General features: G+C 39.1%; 2 protein-coding genes. Both read left to right on the forward strand.

Features of this window, described 5'->3' with window-relative positions:
- Positions 1–528: 528 nt before the first annotated feature.
- Entirely contained in the window at positions 529–2,958 is a 2,430-nt protein-coding gene (locus Q0620_RS00515; RefSeq protein WP_298782730.1) for a type I restriction-modification system subunit M, read from the forward strand.
- On the forward strand, positions 2,955–3,855 hold a 901-nt coding region (locus Q0620_RS00520), incomplete at its 3' end, for a restriction endonuclease subunit S (protein WP_298782732.1). The genes Q0620_RS00515 and Q0620_RS00520, both read left to right, overlap by 4 nt.

Here is a 3,855-nt window from a genome sequence, read left to right on the forward strand (position 1 = left end):
TTTCTGTCCAGAAACATCGCTCATCGCAGACCATAAGCTCATCGTCGTTAAATTTAAAATTTGAAAGGTTATATTTGTCAAAATGGAACAAGGAGATTGCGGGTATAACCATCTACACGCTCACGTAGTTATTTTTATGGACGGACAAAGCAGTAGAGAGCAAACAGTACCAATAATAGCCAAGCGTCTTTGCGATTTTACCGGGATAACAATATCACAAATGTAAAGGATGTTCTCATAATTGTAATTTAGGGAAATATAAGCATGATGGACTAGGCAGGATTTGCTACAATGATAAAGAAAAAATACAAATTTTAAAAGAGAAGGTGCTACCTTATTTGTACAAAGGTAAACAAAACATAGTCAGTTAAGACAGGAAAAGCTTTAGAGCTTTGAGGCGCGGTCTTATGCAAAGAAAAATAAAAGAGGTAGGCCTAGAAAACATTAGTCACATTAATGTATTTTATGCCAATTTTTACACCAGTAATGTTATAATTTCGTTCAAAATTTAAAACTTAGGTAATAGATATGGCACTCAAAAAGACAGAACTTTATTCATCGCTTTGGGCTAGTTGCGATGAACTGCGCGGCGGCATGGACGCAAGCCTTTACAAAAACTATGTTCTAACGCTCTTATTTTTAAAATATATTTCAGACCGCAAGGATAGCACGCTTATAGAACTGCCTACAGGCACTGACTATGCAAGCATTGTCACACTTAAACACAAACCAAACATAGGCGATGAGCTAAACAAAAAGATAGCCTCTATCGCAGAAGCAAATGACATTCAAGGCGTTATAAATCAAGCTGATTTTAACGACGAGGATAAATTAGGCAAAGGCAAAGAGCTGGTTGATAGGCTTAGTACGCTAGTATCGATTTTTGAGAACCTTGACTTTTCGTCAAACAGCTCTGAGGGCGATGACTTGCTGGGCGATGCATACGAGTATCTCATGCGCCATTTTGCGACGGAATCCGGCAAATCAAAAGGACAGTTCTATACCCCCGCTGAGGTATCGCGCATCATGGCGCAAATCATAGGCATTCCGCCTACCGCCAACCGTTCTATAACGGTTTACGACCCAACTTGTGGATCCGGCTCACTCCTGCTTAAAGCCGCCAATCAGTCAAAATTGGGACTTAGTATCTATGGTCAAGAGATAGATGTAGCCACCTATGCACTTGCTCGTATGAATATGATACTCCACGGCAATGACACCGCCGAAATTCGCCAAGGAAATACTATAGCTCAACCTGCATTTACAGATAAAAATATATTAAAACGTTTTGATTTTGCCGTAGCTAATCCGCCGTTTTCTAATAAAACCTGGACAAACGGCATAGTTCCAACAACAGACATCTACAGCCGTTTTAAAATAGGCATTCCGCCAGAAAAAAATGGCGATTATGCATTCTTGCTCCATCTTATTGCAAGCCTTAAAACCACTGGTAAAGGCGCTATCATCTTGCCTCACGGAGTGCTATTTCGCGGAGATGCAGAGGCTCGTATCCGCACAGAGCTACTTCGCCAAGGCATTATAAAAGGCATCATCGGACTACCGACAAACCTATTTTATGGCACCGGTATACCGGCAAGTATTATAGTTATAGATAAGCAAAATTCATTTGACGCTACATTTAACGAAAAAGGCGAAGTTTTAAGTGGTCGGAGCGTATTTATGATAGATGCCTCAAAAGGCTTTATAAAAGACGGCAACAAAAACCGCCTTCGCGAGCAAGACATACACAAGATAGTAGATACCTTTACGACGCAAAAAGAGCTAGAACGCTATAGCCGCTTAGTTTCATTAGATGAAATTTCTCGAAACGACTACAATCTAAACATCCCGCGTTATATCGATAGTGCCGACAAAGCAGATACGCAAGACCTGCATGCGCATTTATACGGCGGCGGTATCCCAAAGGGCGACATTGATGAGTTGGGCGAATTTTGGAGCATTTTTGCACAAACAAAAACTAAAATTTTTACCCCCAACGGCTCGCTTTATTCGCCAAATTGTGCCCCAGGCGAACTAAAGGCAACGATACAAGCATCAAGCGAATATGCAAAATTTGAGAACGAAATTTTATCGCATTTTGAGAATTGGCACGATGAAAATGATCTAAAATCCATAAAACAAAAAGACCATCCAAAAGAGCTTATTAAAACATACGGCGAAAGCCTTTTAAAACACTTTAAAGAAACTAAGCTAGTGAGCGATTATGATGTTTACCAGGTCTTTATGGACTATGTCGCAGATACATTAAGCGACGACGTTTATGCTATCGCACAAAACGGATGGCTAACGGTGCGCATCCTAACCAAATTAGAAAAAGGCGACAAACAAACGCCAAATCTAATCCTGGGTTCAGGAAAAAATGCAAAGAAATTTATAAGCGAGATCATCCCGCCGGAGCTTATAGCAAAACGTTATTTTGCACAAGATATAGATCAAATTTCGCTCCTTGAAACCAAGGTTAGTAAAAAGCAAGATGAATTTATAAATTTTGTAGATGAGTTCGGGGAGGACGAGCTATCAAACGCCTATGACGATAAAGACAAGATAACCCTAAAAAGCCTAAAAGAAGCTATAAAACAAACTAGTGATAAAAATGAGCAAGAAATTTACAACAAAGCACTTCAAATTCTAACCAACCAAAAAGAACTCGAAAACACGCTAAAGGCCGCCACTGGAGAGCTAAATCAAAAAGTATTTGACGAATTTAAAACCCTTGACGAGAACGAGATAAAAACCTTAGTCGTAGATGATAAATGGCTAAATGAACTAAAAGAGCAAATTTTATCCACCGTAGAACGAGCTGTGCAGGAGAAAATAACTCGTATAAGCACGCTTGCGGCTCGCTACGATAAGACACTAGATGAGCTTACAACGCGCGCCAACGATCTATCTCTTCGCGTCAAAGCCCACCTTGACGCAATGGATAAAGCAAGATGAGTAGTCAAATTTACGAAGGTCAAATTCCTGATGGGTGGAAAGTTATAAAGCTTGGTGAAATTTCGCTTATAAAAACAGGCTCCCGCAACAACCAAGACAAGAGTAGTGATGGAGAATTTCCGTTTTTTGTTCGTTCGGCAACCGTAGAGCGGATAAATACTTATTCCTACGACTGTGAGGCGATTTTGATACCCGGTGAAGGTGGAATAGGAAGCATTTATCACTATATAAATGGTAAATTTGATGCTCATCAGCGTGTTTATGTAATTAGAGATTTTAATAAAAATATAGATGCAAAATTTGTGTTTTTTGCACTAAAAGAGTTTTTTGGGAAATATGCCCTACAAAATACAGTAAAAGCAACTGTTGATTCTTTAAGATTGCCGACATTTCAAAATTTTGAATTTTTAATACCAAGTGATAAGGCAGAGCAGGAAAGGATAGCGCAGGTGCTAAGCGATATGGACGATCTTATAAGCGCCAAGTGCGAACTTTTAGACAAAAAACGTGCTATAAAACAAGCCGCAGCCCAGCAACTTCTCACCCCCAAACCCCATTGGCATACCACCACAATTGGTGAAATTTGTGAAATTTCAGCAGGTGGCGATTTAAACAGATTGACTTTTTCGCCCATTAAGACAGATAAATTTTTAAATCCTATTTACTCAAATGCCGTAAGCGATAACGGACTTTATGGATATTCATCAGATTTTGATTATGAAGGAAATTTTATAACAGTTACTGCAAGAGGCTATATTGGTTATGCTGCCGCTAGAAATGGCAAATTTTGCAGTATAGGTCGTCTTTTAAATTTAAAACCCAAATTCAATATTTCTTGTTTTTATGTTGCTGAATATATAAATCATTTTATAGATTTTGTTATTGAGAGCACAGGTG

The sequence above is a fragment of the uncultured Campylobacter sp. genome (assembly GCF_938017615.1).
Classification (GTDB): domain Bacteria; phylum Campylobacterota; class Campylobacteria; order Campylobacterales; family Campylobacteraceae; genus Campylobacter_B.

Coding starts and splice junctions, on each gene's coding strand:
- Q0620_RS00515 (WP_298782730.1), top strand. CDS start 529: ATGGCACTCAAAAAGACAGAACTTTATTCATCGCTTTGGGCTAGTTGC.